Here is a 15,650-nt window from a genome sequence, read left to right as displayed (position 1 = left end):
AGGTGGCAAAGTCGGGAAACATTGTGCCGTGGGCGGGACAATCCCTCGCCGTCCTTGCCCTTGCCGATCCTAGCGCTTCTTCCCGTGCAGCGCCTGGCGCGAACGCTTGCGCTCTTCCGCCTTTTCGAAACGCCGCTTCTGTTCCTCGGTCTCCGGCGCCAAAGGCGGCACCGCCTGCGGTTTGCGGTTCGCGTCCACCGCCACCATCGTGAAATAGCAGCTGTTGGCATGGCGCTCGGTGCGCTGCTGGATGTTTTCGGTGACGACGCGAATGCCGATCTCCATCGAGCTGGTGCCGGTGTAGTTGACCGAGGCGAGGAAGGTGACCAGTTCGCCGACGTGGATCGGCTGCAGGAACATCACCTGGTCGACCGAAAGCGTGACGACATAGGCGCCGGAATAGCGGCTGGCGCAGGCATAGGCCACGCTGTCGAGTAATTTCAAGATGGTGCCGCCGTGGACGTTGCCGGAAAAATTGGCCATGTCAGGGGTCATCAGGACCGTCATCGTCAGTTCATGGACGGGTCTTCCGTGGTGGTCGTTCATGTGGTCTTGTCGATAAGGAAAGCGGGCGATGCGCTCCATTGTACGGCGCTTCGCCCGCCTTCGTTCCTAGGCCAGCGTGAAGGCGCCTTCGGCCGCCGGCACGCCGGCGCAGAACAGCACATAGCGATCGGGCGCGGCGCCGCGGGTCAGTACGGCAGCTTCGCCCAGCGGCACGGGCGCCTTGAAACGCACCGAGATCGAGGCGACCGGACGGCCGGCCATCGTCTCGAGCGCCGCGCAGGTCCTGGCGAGCGTATGCATGCCGTGGATGATCGGCGCCGGCAAGCCCATCAGGCGCGCGCTCCATTTGGTCAGGTGGATCGGGTTCCAGTCGCCGGAGATGCGCGCGTAATCGCGCCCGCTCGACGGTCCCAGGGTCCAGCTGTCGATCACCGGGCCCTGCTGCACCACCGCCTGCCCGGTTCTGGGCTTGCCCGAGCGCGCACCGCGCACCGCCAGGTATTTGCTGGTGCAGGTGAAGATGCGCTCGCCATTGGCGGTGCCGACCGTCTCGAGCGCGCAGTAGACGGCGCCGGAACTGCCGGGCGGCAGGATGTCGATGCGGGTGCTGAGCAGGACCGATGCACCTGCCGGCAGCGGCGCGTGCGACTCCAGGAAATTCTCGACGTGGACGATGCCGGCCAGCCGGTACGGAAAGGCGTCCGAGAGCAGCGTGGCCATGTGCGCGCGCTGCACCGGCAGGTACCAGTAGGACAGCGGCGCCGCCGCACCAGGCGCGAAACCCAGCGCGGCGCGGTAGCGCGCGACGTGCGCCCCGTCCAGCCCCGGCAAGATGAATTGCGAGCGCAAAGGCGCCACGGGGCCTGCAGGCGCCGACTGCGCACGTTTCGACAGGACGCGCAGCACAAGGCCGGGTCCCATGCGCGGCAGCAGCGGCGCGGTATCTGTTTCGTTCGAATCAAGTTCTGAGCGAGGCACTTTTTCTCCCTGAATGAAGGCCGGCAGCGGTTTGCCTGGCCCGTCCGATAAAACTTCCCGCAGCCAAAATGCTGTGATTGGTCGATAATACCGCCTGACGACGCACTACCGCACTGTCGCGCAATTTTAGAATCCTGGAGATTGTATGAACAAACTTGGCCCTTCGACCCTGTCGATCCAGAAAAGCCTGATGCCCCTTCCCGACGCCGACCGTTCGGCGCTGCTCGACAACCCCGGCTTCGGCAAGGCGTTCAGCGACCACATGGTCACGATCCGCTATACCGAAGGCCGCGGCTGGCATGACGGCAAAGTCGAGGCACGCGGCATGCTGCCGCTCGATCCGTCGACCATGGTGCTGCACTATGCCCAGGAAATCTTCGAAGGCCTGAAGGCCTATCCGCAGCCGGACGGCGGCGCCGCCCTGTTCCGCCCGGACGCCAACGCGCGCCGCTTCCAGAAGTCGGCCACCCGCCTGGCCATGGCGCCGCTGCCGGAAGAGCTGTTCCTGGAAGCCGTGCACGCCATCGTCAGCGAAGACCGCGGCTGGATCCCGCGTGCCGAAGGCTCGGCCCTCTACCTGCGTCCCTTCATGATCGCCACGGAAGCTGCGCTCGGCGTGCGTCCATCCAGCGAATACCTGTTCTGCATCTTCGCTTCGCCGGCCGGTAACTACTTCAAGGGCGGCGCTGCGGGCATCACCCTGTGGGTCTCCGAGAACTACATCCGCGCCGCGCCGGGCGGCACGGGCGACGCCAAGTGCGGCGGCAACTACGCCGCCAGCCTGGCCGCGCAAGCCGAAGCCACGCGCGAAGGCTGCGACCAGGTCGTGTTCCTGGACGCGGTCGAAAAGCGCTGGGTCGAGGAACTGGGCGGCATGAACATCTTCTTCGTCTTCGAAGACGGCTCGATCCAGACCCCGCCGCTGACCGGCACCATCCTGCCGGGCATCACGCGCGATTCGCTGATCGTGCTGGCGCGCGACATGGGCATCACCGTGCGCGAAGAGCCGTATTCGATCCAGCAATGGAAAGAAGACGCCGCCAGCGGCCGCCTCGCCGAAGCGTTTGCCTGCGGTACCGCCGCGGTCGTCACCCCGATCGGCAAGGTCAAGGGCAATGGCTTCGAGGGCCAGATCGGCACCGGCGAAGCAGGCCCGGTCACGACGCGCCTGAAGACCGCGCTGCTCGACATCCAGAACGGCCGCGCCGAAGACAAGCACGGCTGGATCCACCGCGTGTTCTAAGCGGATTCGGCGTCATGTGGCGGTTTTTACATGGCGCCAGGTTCACATCTGCGCCGCCGCGCTGGCGGTGCAACCAATTGTTTGACTAAAACAACAAATCTTGGTTGTTAAGTTGCGTTGATGCAATTGCCTCCTTATCATGTCCGGCTAGGACAGACGCATGGGCGCGTCGTCCCAACGTCAGCCAGGACAACAACATGAACAAATTCGCACTTGCAGTGGCTCTCGCGCTTGCCTCGCTCGGCGCGCAGGCCCAGACCTGGGTTCCCGTCGAAGACGCCGCCAACAAGCCGCTGCGCTTCGTCGCCGGCGCCGGCCTCACCTATGGCGGCGAAACCATCGTGACCGCCCAGTATGTCGACGGCGACGAGATCGACATCGACGCCGGCGGCAGCGTCGCCTTCCTGGTCGGCCTCGACTACCGCGTCAGTCCGCAGTTCTCGGTCCAGGGCACGGTCGGCTACCACGTCGACAACGCCGGCGGCACCAATGGCGACATGCGCTTCGAGCGCGTGCCGGTCGAACTGCTGGGCTACTACCACGTCAACGACAAGGTGCGTGTCGGCGGCGGCCTGCGCTACGTCACCGCCGCCGCGCTGCGCACCAGCGGCGTGGCCGACATCGGCGACTACGAGTTCAAGGACAGCACCAGCCCGGTGGCCGAAATCGAATACCTGTACTCGCACCAGCTCGGCTTCAAGCTGCGCTACGTGAACGACCGCTTCAAGGACAAGACCTTCGGCGACAAGGTCCGGGGCGACCACGTCGGCGCGTTCGTGAACTTCTACTTTTAAGTACAGCGCAGCACAGTAGAAAGACCACGAGCGATCGTGGTCTTTTTTTTCGCTTACTTGTACAGCACCCCCGGCAGCCACAGCCCGATCGCCGGGAAGGCATACAGCAGCACGATCCCCACGATCTGGATGCCCATGAAGGGCAGCATGCCCATGAAAATCTGGTTCAGGGTCACGTGCGGCGGCGAGACGCCCTTCAGGTAGAAGGCCGACATCGCCACCGGCGGCGACAGGAAAGCCGTTTGCAGGTTCATGGCCACCAGCAGCCCGAAAAACAGCGGGTCGATGTTGAAATGGGCGAGCAGCGGCACGAAGATCGGCATGAAGATGACGATGATCTCGGTCCACTCGAGCGGCCAGCCGAGCAGGAAAATCACCACCTGCGCCAGGATCATGAATTGCACCGGCGTGAGCTCCATCCCCAGCACCCATTCGTTGATGATCTCCTGCCCGCCCAGCAGGGCAAAAGCCGCCGAGAAGATGCTCGAGCCGACGAACAGCCAGCACACCATGGCCGTCGTCTTGGCCGCCAGGTGGGCAGACTCGCGCAGCAGGTTCATGTTGAAACGGCGGTAGGCAATCGCCAGCAGCATGCCGCCGAAGGCGCCCATCGCGGCCGCCTCGGTCGGCGTGGCCAGCCCGAACACGATGCTGCCGAGGACCGCCAGGATCATGAACGCCAGCGGGAACAGGGACCCGAGCAGCATCTTGAAGATCTCCAGGCGCGCGAAGCTGAAGAAGACATAGAAGATGCCAAGCGCCAGCCCGCCCACGCCGAGCGCGATCCAGAAGCTGCGCGGCGCCGGCTCGGCGAGGCGCTCCATGTCAGGCGTGGCGGCGGCCGCTTCGATGCGCGACGGCGACGCGGCCGCTTCGGGCGCGGCCACCGCGGGCGTCGCGGCGGCGCCTTCGCTTGGGGGCTCCGCCAGGCCGTTTTCGACCGGCGGTTCGGCCAGGTCCCCCTCGGCGGGCGGCTCCTGCAAGCCATCGGTCTCGCTTGAGGTCGCGCCGGATTCCGGGTCGAGGGACTGGCCGGCGCCCATCTCGACCAGCTCCGTCGGGGCGGCCTGCGGCGCCGTCACCATCCGGTAGCTCACGCCCATGACGGCGACGAAAGCCAGCGCCGGCAGCAAGGCCACGAACAGGTTCGACATCAGGGTGCGGCTCGGCACGTGCGCCGCGCGCGCGCCCTTCATCGCCCCCACCAGGCCGGACACCGCCATCTTGTTGTAGGCGTTCGGGATGGCGTCGGTAAAGGCCGGCAGCGCGACGATGCGTTCGCTCGCCGGCAGCGGCGGCGCGGACGACGGTTTGAGTTTCGCCACCAGCAGCACATAGCCGACGTACAGGCCGGCCAGCATGATCCCCGGGAACAGCGCCCCCGCATACAGCTTGACCACCGAGACCCCGGCCGTCGCGCCATACACGATCAGGAGCACCGACGGCGGAATCAGGATGCCCAGGCAGCCGCCGGCCGTGATGCAGCCGGCGGAGAGCTGGGTGCTGTAGCCGGCTTTGAGCATGGCCGGCAAGGCGAGTAAACCCATGAGCGTGACGACCGCGCCGACGATGCCGGTGGCGGTGGCAAAAATCGCGCAGGTGACGATCGTCGCCACCGCCAGCGAGCCGGGCACGCGCGCCATCGCGATGTGCAGGCTCTTGAACAGGCGCTCGATCAGGTTGGCGCGCTCGACCAGGTAGCCCATGAAGATAAAGAGCGGGATCGAAATCAGCACGTCGTTGGCCATCACCGAGTAAGCGCGCTGCACCATCAGGTCGAGCGTCAGCTGCGTCGCCTGTCCCGGGTCCTGGCTGTGGAAGGCGAACCAGGCGAACATCATGCCCATGCCCATCAGGGTGAAGGCCGTGGGGAAGCCGAGCATGATGGCCACCACCACCAGCGCCAGCATCAACAGCCCCAGGTGGCCGTTGGTCATGTCGGCCGGCGCCGGCATCAGCGCGAACAAGCCGACGACGATCGCCAGCAGGATGGACAGGCCGAACCAGATTTCCTTTTTCATGGTTTACCCGCCTCGTCTGCGTGCACCATGGCCTTGAGCTTGTCGACGTCGACCTCTTCGACGTCCGGTTCGCGCGAGGGCCACTCGCCCTGGCGCAGACAGACCACGCAGCGCACGATCTCCACCACGCCCTGCAGCAAGAGCAGGATGCCGGCCAGCGGGATCACCATCTTGAAGGGGTACAGCGGCGGGCCGTTGGCGGTGAGCGTGGAATGCTCGCGGATGGCGAAGGACTCGGCGGCATAGGTGTAGCCGGCCCAGACCAGTGCCACCACGCCCGGAATGAAGAAGACGATATAGAGCAGCAGGTCGAGCCCGGCCTGCAGGCGCGGCGGGAAGAAACTGTAGAGCACATCGCCCCGCACGTGGCCGTTCTTGGCCAGCGTGTAGGCGCCGGCCATCATGAAGGCGGCGCCGTAGAGCATGATCATCAGGTCGAAGGCCCAGGGATTCGGGGTATTCAAGGCGTAGCGCGCGACCACTTCCCATGTGATGAGAAAGGTCAGGGCCACGATCAGCCAGGAAAAGGCCTGGCCGACCAGGGTGCTGACCCGGTCGACGAAAAACAGGACGTTCTGCATGGACGACTCCCGCTCGCAAGAAACCGCCCCCTGGTACCGGACCGGGGGCGTGGATGACTGCTATCGATAAGGGTTCAGGCCTTCTTCGGCGGCGGCGCCTTACGCCCGAAGTAGTGGTTGTAGGCCATGCGGCGCGGATTGTTGGTATCCATGTCCCACTTCATCGCGCGCTCGGCAAAGGCGCGCATCGAGGCCTCCACCTTCTTGAACAGCGGGTTGTCGGCGCCCTTCTTCGCCACCACCTCGTCCCAGACCCGCAGCTGGGCCTGGAGCAGCGCGTCCGGCGTCTTGTAGAACTTGACGCCCTGGCTGGCCTGCATGTCGCGATAGTCCTTCGAATAGCGGTCGACCGCTTTCCAGGACATGTCGGACGAGGACGCCTCGACCGCGTTTTCGATGATCGCCTTCAGCTTGGCCGGCAGCGCGTTGTACTTGGTCTTGTTGAAGGTGATCTCGAACTGCTCGGAGCTCTGGTGAAAGCTTTGCAGCATGCAGACCTTCGACACGTCGGGGAAGCCCAGCAGCCGGTCGGAACTGGCATTGTTGAATTCGGCGCCGTCGAGCAGGCCGCGGTCCATGGCCGGCACGATTTCGCCGCCGGGCAGCGCGTTGACCGCCGCGCCCATGGCCGTGAACAGGTCGATCGCCAGGCCATTGGTGCGGAACTTCATGCCCTTCAGGTCCTCGACCTTGCTCACCGGTTTCTTGAACCAGCCCAGCGGCTGGGTCGGCATCGGCCCGGTCAGGAAGGAGACGACATTCGCGCCAATCCCGTTATACAGCTCGACCAGCAGTTCCTTGCCGCCCCCGTATTTGTGCCAGGCCAGCACCATGTTGGCGTCCATGCCGTAAGCCGGGCCCGAGGTCCACAGCGCAATGGCGGCCTGCTTGCCGTAGTTATAGCCCATGACGCCATGGCCGCCGTCGAGCGTGCCCTTGGAGACGGCGTCGAGCAGGCCGAAGGCCGGCACCACGGCGCCGGCCGGCAGCACCTCGATCCGCAGTTCGCCCCCGGTCATGTCGTTGACCTTCTTGGCGAAGTCCTGGGCGTATTCGTGGAAGATGTCCTTGCTGGGCCAGGTACTCTGGAAGCGCATCTTGGTCGGCGTCTGCGCCGTGGCGATCATGGGAACCGCCAGTGTGGCCGCCGCGGTCCCTGCGGCAGCGTTGCCGAGGAACTTCCTGCGGTTTGAAACGGATTGCTTCGACGCGGTGTCATCCTTCTTCATGGTACGTCTCCTGTCTGGTTTTTATAAATAAAACGGACTGAATCGATACATGCAAATGGTGAATCCAAGCAAACTCCCCGGACAAATGCCGGTACATCGTTTCGCAGGATGTGCCTGTTTCCTTACGGATTTCTTACACGGGGCTTACGAAGGATGTTGTCGCTTTGTTATATCGCAAATTTCGAGCCGTTTCGCGGCTTGAACAATTGATTGGCGTCAGCTTTTACGTGGTCCGGCAAGCGATGGCGCGCGCCGGGTTATCATTGCGCCATCGTTTCACTCATCGCCGTTTTCATCGATCGCCGCATGCTCAAACTCAGCCTGGACGCCCTCCTCACCGTCGACACCATCGCCCGCCGCGGCTCGTTCGCCGCCGCCGCCAAGGAACTGTTCCGGGTTCCCTCCACCATCTCCTACACGGTCTCAAAACTCGAGGAAGACCTGGGCGTGCAGCTGTTCGAACGCTTCGGCCCGCGCGTGGAATTGACCAGCGCCGGCGCCGAGCTGCTCAAGGAAGGCCGCTACCTGTTGAAGGCCGCCGGCGACCTGGAGCGGCGCGTGCGGCGCGTGGCATCGGGCTGGGAGACGGAGTTTACGATTGCGATGGATTCGATGCTCTCGCCCTGTGGGCTCATCGACGACATCGGCGCGTTTTACGCCGTGGCCGACCAGACCCGCCTGCGCCTCTTGAAGGAGGAATTGTCGGGTACCTGGGAAGCGCTGCTGGAGCGGCGCGCCGACCTGCTGGTCGGCGCGGCCGGCAGCGGTCCTTCGGGGGGCGGCTACAGCGCCGAGCCGATCGCGACCATGTCGTTTGTGTTCGTGGTGGCGCCCACGCATCCGCTGGCCGGCATCACCCATCCGCTCACCAAGGCCGACCTGGTGGCGCAGCGCGCCGTCTCGGTGGCCGATTCGGCGCGCCAGCTGCAAGCACGCACGGTTGGCCTGCTCTTCGGCCAGGACACGCTGTCGGCGCCGGACATGCAGACAAAGTACGATTTCCAGCGCGCGGGGCTGGGGTTCGGTTTCCTGCCCGAGGCCTGGGTGCGTGAAGACACCGCGCAGGGGCGGTTCGTGGTCAAGGAAGTGGAGGAGCCGAAGCCGGACGAGACCTTGTACCTGGCCTGGCGTACTGGCGAAGAAGGCGCGGCGCTGCGCTGGTGGCGCGAGCGCTTGCGTGAGGGCGATGCGGTTGCGCGCATGCTCGCGCCGCAGCGGGGGTAATTGGGGCGTTTCGATATGCGCGCGGTGTAACGCGTGGAGTCAGGAGTCCGGTGAACCCGTCATTGCGGCCATTGGCCACAATGACCCCTACGATCTGCCACTATTCGTAGGGTGGAGTCCTGACTCCACGCGTACACCGTGTGAAAGGCGACCGTCAACAGGCGAGGCTGAGTGGTTTTTGCGTCCGTGGCGGCATCGGCCAAGTGTGCACAGTACTTAGAAAAAACTGTAAGTTCGCACACATAAGTTCGCGAAAGAAAACCCCTTGTTGCCTAGTCAAAGCGTGTTCATCATTGCGGTGAGCCGAGGATTGGTTCAATATCTTCGCGAATGACGTACTCTTCAATTTCTTTAATGCGTTTTTTTGTTAGGTTTGGCCACCCGTGCAGCGTCCTGATCGCACTTTCCAAGGAGCCACCGTGATCCAACATCTGTCGGACATACGAGACCGCGTCTCTTGATGCTTGGTCCAAAGCAGCAGCCGGTATTGCAGCTGCCCTGGCCGCCGCAAGCACCTTATCACTCGGCAGCAGGTGGTCGAAATTCGATGAGATAGTCTCCATTATTCGCATCCGCCGCTCCAGTCCTCTGGTGCTTTCAAGAATGTCGGATAGAATATCTTCCTGCTTTCGCGGCTCCACTACAGTCAACTCTGGGAACGTCTCAAGGATCAGCGCAAATTTCTGCTGAAATTGTGGCCAGTACGTCTCGAAGACGCCTTTCAGAATGATCCCATCTAAGCGACTCACCTCTGGAAGGCTGTTGTTAAGTGTAGAGACTAGCTTCCACATGCTGTCGTAGTTCGGCAGCGTGTGATTGAACTGCGCCAGCGGATCACGAATATCCTTCGTTTCCAGATCAATTAAGAAAGTACAGACTCGGCTGCTCGCCAAGCCCTTTGCAAGCGCTCCTGCTTCGAACAGAATCCAAGGTGCGTCCTTATTTTCCTTCGTAAGGCAGATGATGCCAAAGGTTGTATCCTGGAGCTCGTTGCTGATCTGGTTGAACCATATCGAACCACTGTCGATACCGCTGGTGGAAATCCAGGGTCGCGATGCCTGCACGACACATTTGACCCAATAGTCTAGCAGTTTTGCAACCTCTCGACTGCGGTTACCGGACCAGCTCATGAATACCTTCATTGATTACCTCCTGACTTAGCGCACCAAGCGTTCAAAGAGACCTTGCCGATATTTGCCAGCACTAATGCAATAATAGGCGCAATGACGACGCCAGCAGAGCCAACAAATGGAGCAATGGCGACCGACATTCCGCTGACCACGAATGCATGCATCTCTTTCCCGCTTGCTGCAATCTGCTTTCGGTCTTTTTCGTACCGCTTATCACCGCATAGATAGGCCCGAACCTCGCCGCGCAGCTTTTCAAGAAACGTGGGGTCCGCATTCGGCACGCTACCCGACGAAAACGGTGCTGTCGCGCTGGAGCCGGCAGCGATCCACGTTAAAGCAATTTCATCGTATGAAGCGCCCTTGGTACGCATCTGGATAATCGAGTTTCGCTGGTAAGTGGGCAGCGCTTCGATCCAGCTCTCAGGATCGGTGCCTTCAATAACACTTTGGATGTCGTCCATTAATACATTCCTTTTAGATACTCTGCGGAAACGATATGTGTCGTTTGGCTCATAGCAGATAAGTCGGCTCCACCAATCATAATCGACAGCCCTTGGTTCGGCGGCTGATACGCACCACTCAGAACAGCAATCAGCTCGTTGGTACCTGAGCGGAATACAGGTGCGCCTGATTGCCCCGGTCTCGCGAGCGTGTTCAGAACCAAATATTTCACGTCATCGGCGGGTGATGGCAACGATATTTTGGCGCCGATTTTCGCGTCGAAGCGAGTTAACACTTTCCGCCCGCCATCAAAATGAGGAAAACCGTAACTCACCACATCTTGCCCGACGCCTGTGTGATCGGCGCCGCTGACGACAAGCGACGAATTCACAAATCTGGCAAGCTCAGGCGCAAAGAGGATTGCAAGATCATGGATTGGGTCGAACGCGACAATTTCGGCTGGGACATAGCGAACCTGCGTAACCATGGCGGACTGGTACTCGTTCATGTTACTAATTTCGTTTAAAACAACCCCAACAGGTTCTCCCCCGCGTCCTACGACGTGGGAAGCGGTAGCAACATACCCCGGTTTATTGAGCAAGAACCCAGTACCCCTAGGCACGAAATTTTCAGAGCTGGTCAATACGATCGCGAAGACTGTTGAGGGAGGACTTTCGACGGCCAATGGCAGAGGCTTGAACCCGTAATTCAACATATATTTAATCTTGGAATTATGATGTCACGATCATAACACTCTTCTAAATATAGATTTGTACCATATTGTGTTCATTGAGCACTTCTTTATGCGGGTGCCAAGTGGCTCTGCCACGCGCTAGGTCGCAATCACTTATCCGGTGTCGAAAGCGGGACCTCGCCACGTAGCGGGCCGTATACCTACGTCGCCGATTCGGCGCGCCAGCTGCAGGCGCGCACCGTTGGCTTGCTCTTCGGGCAGGACACGCTGTCGGCGCCGGACATGCAGACCAAATACGATTTCCAGCGCGCGGGGCTGGGCTTCGGCTTCCTTCCCGATGCCTGGGTGCGCGACGACACCGCGCAGGGGCGCTTCGTCGTGAAGGAGGTCGAGGAGCCGAAGCCGGACGAGACCTTGTATCTGGCCTGGCGTACCGGGGAGGAAGGTGCGGCGCTGCGCTGGTGGCGCGAGCGCTTGCGTGGGAGTGGGTCGTTGGCGCGGATGACGGCGCAGCGCTGAGGCGTTTCGACTTGCAACGCGCCTACCGCGTGGGCACGAGTGCCCACCCTACGATTCGTCGATATTCGCAGGGTGGGCACTTGTGCCCACGCGGTACACCGCTTGAACCCCGACGAACGACGCCTAGCGCGGCAAATCGAACAACAGCACTTCCGCGTCCGCGGCACCGCCCAACGTGACCGCCGCCTCGTCGTCGATCCGCACCGCGTCACCCGCCGTCAAGGCCACCCCATTCACGTTCACGGCGCCGCGTGCCACATGCACGTAGCCGATCCGTCCGGCCTGCAGCGGGAAGCTGACGGCATCGCTGCCGCCCAGGATCGCCGCATAAATCGACGCATCCTGGCGCATCGACACTGAGCCTTCGCGCCCGTCCGACGAAGCCACCAGGCGCAGGCGTCCGGTTTTCGAGGCTGCGTCGAAGTGCTTCTCCTCGTAGCCGCCCGGCTTGCCGGTCTCGTTCGGCTGGATCCAGATCTGCAGGAAGTGCACGGGCTCCGTTTTCGAGTGATTGAACTCGCTGTGCACCACGCCCTGCCCCGCGCTCATGCGCTGGACGTCGCCGTAGCGCAGCACCGAGCCGTTGCCCATGCTGTCCTTGTGTTCCAGCGCGCCGTCGAGCACATACGAGATGATTTCCATGTCGCGGTGGCCGTGGGCGTCGAAGCCGCGGCCAGCGGAGACGCGGTCCTCATTGATGACGCGCAGCGGGCCGACGCCCATGTGGGCATCATCCTGGTAATGGCCGAACGAGAAGGTGTGCTTCGAATCGAGCCAGCCGAAATTGGCAACGCCGCGGTCTTCGCTTTTACGTACTTTCAACATGATGCGTTCCTTTTGTTAGCGGCCGGTCGAAGGATTCGAATCTTCGCTTGCAGTTCCAAGCGTGGCCGTGTTGTGCATGTGTTGAATTATGCGCGTACACCTCGCGAACAAAAAGCGAGTAGTTTGCAGAGCTATCATCGAAATTTTCGAATCATGCAGAACGCTCTGGTTTAGTCTCAGGCGAAGCGCGCCAGTTCCTCTTCGGTAAAGCCCGCGCGACGGCGCGCCTCGAGGTTGAACGGACCCTTCAGCACCGGCGCGTTGTAGCGCACCACGAGTTCGTCGTAGGTGGCGCGCAGGTCGAGATCGCGGGCGGCGCACAGGAAGCCGTACCAGTGGTTGCCGATTTCGACGTGCCCGACTTCGTCGCGCAGGATGATGTCGAGGATCGCGGCCGCCTCGGCATCACCGGCCTGGGCGATTTTCGCGCGCAGCGGCGGAATCGCGTCCAACCCGCGCGCCTCCAGCGTGCGCGGCACCAGCGCCATGCGCGCCAGCACGTCGCCCTTGGTCTTCTCGACCATCTCCCACAAACTGTCATGGGCCGTGAAATCGCCATAGGCATGGCCCAGCGTCTTTAGATGGTCGGCCAGCAGCGTGAAGTGGTAGGCCTCTTCTTTCGACACCTGCAGCCAGTCGGCGTAATAGGCGTCGGGCATGCCGGGGAAGCGCCACAGGGCGTCGAGGGCCAGGTTGACGGCGTTGAATTCGATGTGAGCGAGCGCGTGGACCAGCATCGCGCGGCCCTCGACCGTGGCCATCGAGCGCCGGCCGACCAGGCGCGGGTGGACCAGTTCGGGGCGCGCGGGCCGGCCCGGGATGGCGCCGGATTCGGCCAGCGCGGCGGCACTGTCGAGCATCACCGCGCCGTCCTGGAAAGCTTGGGCGAGCGCGGCCACACCCGCGGCCTTGGTGCGCGGGTCCGGTTCCAGAAGCCAGTGGCGGGCGTGGGCCCGCAGTTCAAGCGCGTTGTGCATTGTGATGTTCTTGCGGATAAAGGCGGCAGTGTAGCAAAACGACATGTCCAATGCGCTGCAGCTTGCTGTGCTGCCTCTACTTGATGTGCCCGGCGACGAGCCGTTCTCTCCCCTACGAAGCCCGCGTTGCTGTGGGCTCTCCATCTCTCTAATTGTCAAGACCCGCTTGGTTATAGACGCGTTTCGTGAATAATTCAGGACGTTTGGCCTGCCAATCCTTGAGCGCCTGGATCGGCGTCTGATGCTTTAACGCCCGCTGTGGGATGTTGTGGTTGTAGATTTTGACGTAGTTGCGCAGCGTCAATTCAAGCTCGGCGGCCGAGCCGAAACGGGTCTGATTGACGATGTCGCTGATACGGCCATTAAAACGCTCGACCATGCCATTGGTCTGCGGATGACGTGGTGGAATCAGGCGGTGTTCGATCTCGAATTGCTTGCACAGACGGTCGAACAGGTGGCGCCCGCTGGGTTCCCTGTTTTTTGCCCTTGGCAGTGAAACGGTCGGTGAACTGGCTACCGTTATCGGTGAGCAGTTTGACGATCTTGACGGGGCAGGCAGCGCGCGCCTTGGCCAGGAAATCGACACTGCTGCTTTCGGTCTGGTCAGCGTAGATCTCGATGAATACCCAGCGCGTGGCGCGGTCGATGGCCACGAACAGGTAGCGCCGTTGAGACTCGTCCGGCATCTGCGGCAAGTACTTGATGTCGATGTGAATGAAGCCGGGCTCGTAGTCCTTGAAAGTTTTCTTCGTTGCCGGCTTACTGTCGTCCCCCTCGACCAGGTCGCGCAAGTCAGAAACGCCGTGGCGGCGCAGGCAGCGTCCCAGGCCGGCGCGTGACACTGCTGGATTGATGAACTCGCGTGTGACTGCCAGCAGGTCGTCAGTGGGCAACAGCAGGGTCCTGCGCAGCTCCACCACGATCAGCTCCTGCTCGGGCGTGAGCGTCGTGTTCAACGTCTTCGGGCAATGCGAACCGTCGACCGGGCTATCGCGATCCTGCCACTTCCTGATAGTCTGGCGTGTGACGTTGTAGAGCCTCGCCAGCTCGGCTTGCGGCAAGGTCGATTTCTTGATTTCCTCGCGGATCAGGTGCGTCGTTCGTGCTCGGCTGTGCAGGGCTTGGGTCATCAGGTTGCCATTGAAAGATCAGGTTGGAACAGTGTACGCAAAACGTGCCTGGCCTTGAAGAGGGGCCAGCTACGGATGGGTACATGATCCCACGAGTCTAGACATCTAATGAATTGCAATCCATACAAAAGTTGCTCTTTGGATGTATTCCATGCAAAACTGCGATGTATCGTAAAAATAACTTCCGGTGATAAAAGCACGGCGGGAGCCGTCAATTAAATTTTAAGGGTGAGCCTCATGGATTTGATCGATCAGCTTCGAGCGCTGTCTTCGCGGATCGCATTGACGAAGGATATGGTAAGCACTGAAGAAGCCACCAAAAATGCGATGGTCATGCCATTCATCCAGGCACTCGGGTACAACGTGTTCGACCCAACAGAGGTAACGCCGGAACTTGTTGCAGACGTCGGGACAAAAAAAGGTGAAAAAGTGGACTATGCCATCCTGAAGGACGGAAAGCCCATTATTTTGTTTGAATGCAAAAAATGCGGGGGCGACCTTAACATCAACCACGCAGGCCAACTTTTCCGTTACTTTCACGTTACTGAGGCAAGATTCGGCGTTCTGACAAATGGACTTGTCTATCGGTTCTTTACCGATTTAGAACAGCCTAACAAGATGGACGAAAAGCCATTCTTTGAGTTTAGCATCCTTGATTTTAAGGATAGAGACGTAGACGAACTCAAAAAGTTCGCAAAGGCATTGTTTAACGTTGATACGATTCTTACTACTGCCAGCGATCTTAAGTTCACCCGCGTCATACAGTCGCGCTTAGCCGAATGGATTGCTAACCCTTCTGAGGATATGGTCCGACTCCTGTCTGCTGACCTGCTCGGTGGGAAGCGTTTTACGCCGGCAGTTAGAGATCAGTTTACATTAATTACCAAGCGTGCATTCGAATCGCTAATAAGTGAACGTATCAACGAGCGCCTCAAGGGAGCGATGACACCCGAGCTTTCATTGACCCAGGATCCACCTGTACCCATCGACGCCGCACAGGTTAAGGAAAAGGAAGGCGACCAGATCGTTACCACTTCCGAAGAGATCGAGGGTTTCCACATTGTCCGGGCGATCCTTAGGGACTGCGTCCCTCTCAAGCGTATCCACATGCGCGACGCGCAGACCTATTGTGCGATTCTTCTTGACGACAACAATCGTAAGCCGATTTGTCGCCTGCGCTTCAATAACACTGAAAAGTTGGCGGTGGGTCTATTCAACGACAAAAAGGAGGAAGAACGATTTTCTCTGTCGCAAGTTGACGAACTTTACAATCACGCCGACGCAATTCGTTCAGCTTTGATGCTGCACCTCCCTAAGACAGATAACTGATTCAGCAACCGCAAGCACTCTCGAATGT

General features: G+C 61.0%; 15 protein-coding genes and 1 pseudogene. 5 read left to right on the top strand and 11 right to left on the bottom strand.

Features of this window, described 5'->3' with window-relative positions:
• Window positions 1–69: 69 nt before the first annotated feature.
• Window positions 70–546, bottom strand: coding sequence for an acyl-CoA thioesterase (locus NMB41_RS11730; protein ID WP_494382620.1), 477 nt, complete (start codon window positions 544–546; stop codon window positions 70–72).
• 66 nt (window positions 547–612) lie between these two features.
• The gene (locus tag NMB41_RS11725; RefSeq protein WP_494382619.1) at window positions 613–1,428 is read right to left on the bottom strand and encodes a MaoC/PaaZ C-terminal domain-containing protein; all 816 of its coding nucleotides are present in this window, start codon (window positions 1,426–1,428) and stop codon (window positions 613–615) included.
• A 202-nt stretch (window positions 1,429–1,630) separates the two neighbouring features.
• Here NMB41_RS11725 and NMB41_RS11720 point away from each other — a divergent pair, with 202 nt between their 5' ends.
• Together NMB41_RS11720 and NMB41_RS11715 are read left to right on the top strand one after the other, a co-directional pair.
• Window positions 1,631–2,728: a branched-chain amino acid aminotransferase gene (locus NMB41_RS11720; RefSeq protein WP_494382618.1), complete on the top strand. Its 1,098-nt coding sequence runs from the start codon at window positions 1,631–1,633 to the stop codon at window positions 2,726–2,728.
• Between the two features lie 197 nt (window positions 2,729–2,925).
• Window positions 2,926–3,522 (top strand): outer membrane beta-barrel protein, encoded by a 597-nt coding sequence (locus tag NMB41_RS11715; protein WP_494382617.1) that lies wholly within the window; start codon window positions 2,926–2,928, stop codon window positions 3,520–3,522.
• 53 nt (window positions 3,523–3,575) lie between these two features.
• Here NMB41_RS11715 and NMB41_RS11710 read toward each other — a convergent pair whose 3' ends face one another.
• The 3 genes from NMB41_RS11710 to NMB41_RS11700 all read right to left on the bottom strand — a co-directional run bounded on the left by NMB41_RS11710 (window position 3,576) and on the right by NMB41_RS11700 (window position 7,353).
• Complete coding sequence (locus NMB41_RS11710) at window positions 3,576–5,543, bottom strand: TRAP transporter large permease (RefSeq protein WP_494382616.1); 1,968 nt, start codon at window positions 5,541–5,543, stop codon at window positions 3,576–3,578.
• A complete protein-coding gene (locus NMB41_RS11705; protein WP_494382615.1) occupies window positions 5,540–6,124 on the bottom strand; it encodes a TRAP transporter small permease subunit in 585 nt (194 codons plus the stop codon). Before NMB41_RS11705 ends, NMB41_RS11710 begins: the two co-directional genes overlap by 4 nt.
• Window positions 6,125–6,198: 74 nt before the next feature.
• The gene (locus NMB41_RS11700; protein WP_494382614.1) at window positions 6,199–7,353 is read right to left on the bottom strand and encodes a TRAP transporter substrate-binding protein; all 1,155 of its coding nucleotides are present in this window, start codon (window positions 7,351–7,353) and stop codon (window positions 6,199–6,201) included.
• 306 nt (window positions 7,354–7,659) lie between these two features.
• On the opposite strand from NMB41_RS11700, the gene NMB41_RS11695 reads away from it, so the two are divergent.
• A complete protein-coding gene (locus tag NMB41_RS11695) occupies window positions 7,660–8,577 on the top strand; it encodes a LysR substrate-binding domain-containing protein (protein ID WP_494382613.1) in 918 nt (305 codons plus the stop codon).
• Between the two features lie 290 nt (window positions 8,578–8,867).
• Here the strand turns inward: NMB41_RS11695 and NMB41_RS11690 are convergent, their stop codons facing one another.
• Genes NMB41_RS11690 through NMB41_RS11680 form a run of 3 tightly spaced genes read right to left on the bottom strand, consistent with a single transcriptional unit; the run spans window position 8,868 to window position 10,863 of the window.
• Window positions 8,868–9,719: a toll-Interleukin receptor gene (locus NMB41_RS11690; RefSeq protein ID WP_494382612.1), complete on the bottom strand. Its 852-nt coding sequence runs from the start codon at window positions 9,717–9,719 to the stop codon at window positions 8,868–8,870.
• On the bottom strand, window positions 9,716–10,168 hold the full coding sequence (locus tag NMB41_RS11685; RefSeq protein WP_494382611.1) for a hypothetical protein: 453 nt from the start codon (window positions 10,166–10,168) through the stop codon (window positions 9,716–9,718). The genes NMB41_RS11690 and NMB41_RS11685 overlap by 4 nt, the downstream gene beginning before the upstream one ends.
• Window positions 10,168–10,863, bottom strand: coding sequence for a S1 family peptidase (locus NMB41_RS11680; protein WP_494382610.1), 696 nt, complete (start codon window positions 10,861–10,863; stop codon window positions 10,168–10,170). The genes NMB41_RS11685 and NMB41_RS11680 overlap by 1 nt, the downstream gene beginning before the upstream one ends.
• A gap of 261 nt (window positions 10,864–11,124) precedes the next feature.
• On the opposite strand from NMB41_RS11680, the gene NMB41_RS11675 reads away from it, so the two are divergent.
• Window positions 11,125–11,361 (top strand): LysR substrate-binding domain-containing protein, encoded by a 237-nt coding sequence (locus NMB41_RS11675; protein WP_494382609.1) that lies wholly within the window; start codon window positions 11,125–11,127, stop codon window positions 11,359–11,361.
• 123 nt (window positions 11,362–11,484) lie between these two features.
• On the opposite strand, the gene NMB41_RS11670 is transcribed toward NMB41_RS11675, so the two are convergent.
• The 3 genes and pseudogenes from NMB41_RS11670 to NMB41_RS11660 form a co-directional block, all read right to left on the bottom strand.
• On the bottom strand, window positions 11,485–12,186 hold the full coding sequence (locus NMB41_RS11670; RefSeq protein WP_494382608.1) for a pirin family protein: 702 nt from the start codon (window positions 12,184–12,186) through the stop codon (window positions 11,485–11,487).
• Window positions 12,187–12,362: 176 nt separating this feature from the next.
• The gene (locus NMB41_RS11665; RefSeq protein WP_494382607.1) at window positions 12,363–13,163 is read right to left on the bottom strand and encodes a ferritin-like domain-containing protein; all 801 of its coding nucleotides are present in this window, start codon (window positions 13,161–13,163) and stop codon (window positions 12,363–12,365) included.
• 148 nt (window positions 13,164–13,311) lie between these two features.
• Window positions 13,312–14,293, bottom strand: a pseudogene (locus tag NMB41_RS11660) (IS481 family transposase).
• 237 nt (window positions 14,294–14,530) lie between these two features.
• Here NMB41_RS11660 and NMB41_RS11655 point away from each other — a divergent pair.
• Window positions 14,531–15,622: a type I restriction endonuclease gene (locus NMB41_RS11655; protein ID WP_494382606.1), complete on the top strand. Its 1,092-nt coding sequence runs from the start codon at window positions 14,531–14,533 to the stop codon at window positions 15,620–15,622.
• Window positions 15,623–15,650 lie beyond the last annotated feature (28 nt).

The sequence above is a fragment of the Massilia sp. FBCC-B171 genome (assembly GCF_059134155.1).
Note: the sequence above shows the minus strand (reverse complement) of the source record. Positions and strands in the feature narration are given on the sequence as shown.

Bases quoted from the DNA above. Each gene is read 5' to 3' on its own strand.
- NMB41_RS11730 (WP_494382620.1), bottom strand. From the start codon at position 546: ATGAACGACCACCACGGAAGACCCGTCCATGAACTGACGATGACGGTC.
- NMB41_RS11725 (WP_494382619.1), bottom strand. From the start codon at position 1,428: ATGGGACCCGGCCTTGTGCTGCGCGTCCTGTCGAAACGTGCGCAGTCG.
- NMB41_RS11720 (WP_494382618.1), top strand. From the start codon at position 1,631: ATGAACAAACTTGGCCCTTCGACCCTGTCGATCCAGAAAAGCCTGATG.
- NMB41_RS11715 (WP_494382617.1), top strand. From the start codon at position 2,926: ATGAACAAATTCGCACTTGCAGTGGCTCTCGCGCTTGCCTCGCTCGGC.
- NMB41_RS11710 (WP_494382616.1), bottom strand. From the start codon at position 5,543: ATGAAAAAGGAAATCTGGTTCGGCCTGTCCATCCTGCTGGCGATCGTC.
- NMB41_RS11705 (WP_494382615.1), bottom strand. From the start codon at position 6,124: ATGCAGAACGTCCTGTTTTTCGTCGACCGGGTCAGCACCCTGGTCGGC.
- NMB41_RS11700 (WP_494382614.1), bottom strand. From the start codon at position 7,353: ATGAAGAAGGATGACACCGCGTCGAAGCAATCCGTTTCAAACCGCAGG.
- NMB41_RS11695 (WP_494382613.1), top strand. From the start codon at position 7,660: ATGCTCAAACTCAGCCTGGACGCCCTCCTCACCGTCGACACCATCGCC.
- NMB41_RS11690 (WP_494382612.1), bottom strand. From the start codon at position 9,719: ATGAAGGTATTCATGAGCTGGTCCGGTAACCGCAGTCGAGAGGTTGCA.
- NMB41_RS11685 (WP_494382611.1), bottom strand. From the start codon at position 10,168: ATGGACGACATCCAAAGTGTTATTGAAGGCACCGATCCTGAGAGCTGG.
- NMB41_RS11680 (WP_494382610.1), bottom strand. From the start codon at position 10,863: ATGTTGAATTACGGGTTCAAGCCTCTGCCATTGGCCGTCGAAAGTCCT.
- NMB41_RS11675 (WP_494382609.1), top strand. From the start codon at position 11,125: ATGCAGACCAAATACGATTTCCAGCGCGCGGGGCTGGGCTTCGGCTTC.
- NMB41_RS11670 (WP_494382608.1), bottom strand. From the start codon at position 12,186: ATGTTGAAAGTACGTAAAAGCGAAGACCGCGGCGTTGCCAATTTCGGC.
- NMB41_RS11665 (WP_494382607.1), bottom strand. From the start codon at position 13,163: ATGCACAACGCGCTTGAACTGCGGGCCCACGCCCGCCACTGGCTTCTG.
- NMB41_RS11655 (WP_494382606.1), top strand. From the start codon at position 14,531: ATGGATTTGATCGATCAGCTTCGAGCGCTGTCTTCGCGGATCGCATTG.